This window comes from Mesobacillus sp. (assembly GCF_049588175.1).
Taxonomy (GTDB): Bacteria; Bacillota; Bacilli; order Bacillales; family Cytobacillaceae; genus Mesobacillus.
This window is the reverse complement of the sequence record NZ_JBAVFI010000321.1, coordinates 1-2,348: the sequence shown is the minus strand read 5'-3', so window position 1 is coordinate 2,348 and position 2,348 is coordinate 1. Positions and strand designations below refer to the sequence as shown.

The following is a 2,348-nucleotide window of genomic DNA, read 5'->3' as shown; positions in this document are numbered from 1 at the left end:
GTGTACAGGATGCCATCTTTTTCAGTTACATCATCTGTATGAGTGTGACCGTGAAGACTAAGGTTCACGTTAAACTGCTTCATGACATCAACAAGTTCCTGCGCATTCTCCCCATGCCATTGCTGGTCATATTTAATGCCAAGCTTTTCACCGAGCAATAAGGTCGATAAAGACTGCGGATTATGCTGCGCATCATATTGCTTCCAGTAGCTTTGCACTTCTGGATCGCTTTGCGGCCAGATATCGCGGTCGCGCCATAAAGGATTATGATGTGAGAATAAGCCTTTGATCTGCCCAGGCTGTGCTGATTCAGCGTTTGCAGACAGATCTTCTTTTACCCAATTAAGCTGGTCATTCCTGATCTGCCCGCCCCATGTCGGCACGGACACAGTCCCATTGCCTGAGCGGTCAAACTTATGCCAGTCGAATGAATTGTAGCCAATATAGTGTGCATATGGTCCATAATCAAATGAGAAATACTGAGGCCCAAAGTATTGTTCCCAGTACTTCGCTCCGTCCGCAAGCGTGGCATCCTGTGCATAATAATCATGGTTGCCCGGGACGATGTACACAGGAACATTCAGCTTCTGCAATATACGGTATGTCTCTTCATATTCATAAATATATTCCTGAGGGTTCATCTGCCCGTACATCAAATCGCCAGTCACAACGACAAAGTCCGGATTCGTAAGGTTTACTTCCTTGATCGTTTTTTGCAAATAAAGCCAGCGCTTCTTCTCATCTGGATCCCACATCCCTGCCTCTTTAGCAAGTGCCGGGTCTGTACCAGAAACGTTGTCTGGATCACCAAGATTTCGCGGCGAACCAACGTGCGTATCTGTCAGATGTAAAAACGTGAAATCCTTTTTAAATGTATCTACTACTTTAACAGAATGCGGCTGCTCATCTGTGATTCGCTTGCCATTCCCTGTAAAAGAAACCTCCAGATCATATAATTTTTCCGGCACGTTGTCCGGGATTTGGACGGTTACATTATAAATAGATGAGCTTTTTTTCCAATAAGAGTCTCCTGCCTCCGCCTTTTGGACAGGTAGGTCATATTCCTTCGTCAATGAAGAATGATTTGTTTGCTTCAATTTTACATTCCAGGCACCGGCCTCTGCGCCCTTGCTGTCCACCTTTACGGTCAGCGTTTTGCCCTTTTGTTTAATTGCTGGTGTCGCGAAAAGAGGATAAATGATTTCGTTCACTTTTGAATCAACTGCAATAATCGGCACCGCGTCAAGATAATTCGTGCTGTTTCCAATGCCGCCATCCTGTGTTCCTGCAGCACTCAACAGGCTGCCATTTGCAACGGAAGCTAACGGCAAGATCGAAAAAAGCATGGAACCAATCATAAGTTTCTTCAACATATTTTTCACTGTTTGATAACCTCCTTTTCTGCCCTTATCGTAGCACGGCATTGTAAAGGGGGTTTTAAGCTAACATGACAATACAGCAAAGGATATTACAAAATTCGACATCTTCTATTTCTCCGCTTCCTTCAAAGCTTCCTTCTCTACCAATCCCATAAAATCTCTGACTACTTTATTGTTATTCTTCTCACCGCCCATTTTCAGCAGGACCTTTCCCAAGAAATTGACCCCTTTGTTTTGTCCTTGATAGATAAACTTCGTCTCGTTCTCGCTTAATTTAATCAATGTGAATGCGACTTCAATCTCGAAAGCTTTCGCAAGAGTAAATCCACTCTTATTGTGCTTTTTATCTGGTGTATTTTCGTACTCCAGGTCTTCAACGATATACGTCTCAACCCGCTTTCCTTCCTTATATTTTTGCTGGTATGTAGAGCCAACGACGCCTTCCTTTTTCTCGATCACTTTGTTTTCAATTACATTCGGCATGATTCTCTGGATATTCTCCAGTTCAAATAACGTCCAAATCGTCTCGATATTCACCGGTATGATTTTTTCTTCGTACCATTTAATCATCTGCGCTCTCTCCCAATTCTAATTCGAAAAATTGATCCATGTCCTCGATAATGTTCTCCAGATCCTTGATCTGATCTACTAGTCCCTGCCGTTTTTTCAGGATTAGTTGTTCCAGATTCTCAAAGGATTCATCGTTCACCACTGTCAGCATTTCCTGGATGGTAAAATTAAACCGCTTCAAGTGTACGAGCAGCCTTGCTACAAGATAGGAACCATTGTCATAGTAGCGGTATTTATTCTTTGGATCGACATAAACCGGCTCGAGCAATTTGATTTCCGCATAATACCGCAGCGTTTCCTTGCTCAAACCTGTCATCTTGGAAAATTCGCTTATCCTGTACATGACGGCCTCCTTACACAAACATCATAAACCATGTAGTGCACTACGTGGTCAACGAT

At 43.2% G+C, this 2,348-nt stretch carries 3 protein-coding genes; all 3 read right to left on the bottom strand.

Annotation, left to right across the window (positions count from 1 at the left end):
- Positions 1-1,373 (bottom strand): metallophosphoesterase family protein (locus WB217_RS07905; RefSeq protein ID WP_423992254.1); only part of this gene is annotated, 1,373 nt, incomplete at its 3' end.
- Between the two features lie 114 nt (positions 1,374-1,487).
- The gene (locus tag WB217_RS07900; protein WP_423992252.1) at positions 1,488-1,949 is read right to left on the bottom strand and encodes an SRPBCC family protein; all 462 of its coding nucleotides are present in this window, start codon (positions 1,947-1,949) and stop codon (positions 1,488-1,490) included.
- On the bottom strand, positions 1,942-2,292 hold the full coding sequence (locus WB217_RS07895; protein ID WP_423992250.1) for a MerR family transcriptional regulator: 351 nt from the start codon (positions 2,290-2,292) through the stop codon (positions 1,942-1,944). The genes WB217_RS07900 and WB217_RS07895 overlap by 8 nt, the downstream gene beginning before the upstream one ends.
- Positions 2,293-2,348 lie beyond the last annotated feature (56 nt).

Coding starts and splice junctions, on each gene's coding strand:
- WB217_RS07895 (WP_423992250.1), bottom strand. CDS start 2,292: ATGTACAGGATAAGCGAATTTTCCAAGATGACAGGTTTGAGCAAGGAA.
- WB217_RS07900 (WP_423992252.1), bottom strand. CDS start 1,949: ATGATTAAATGGTACGAAGAAAAAATCATACCGGTGAATATCGAGACG.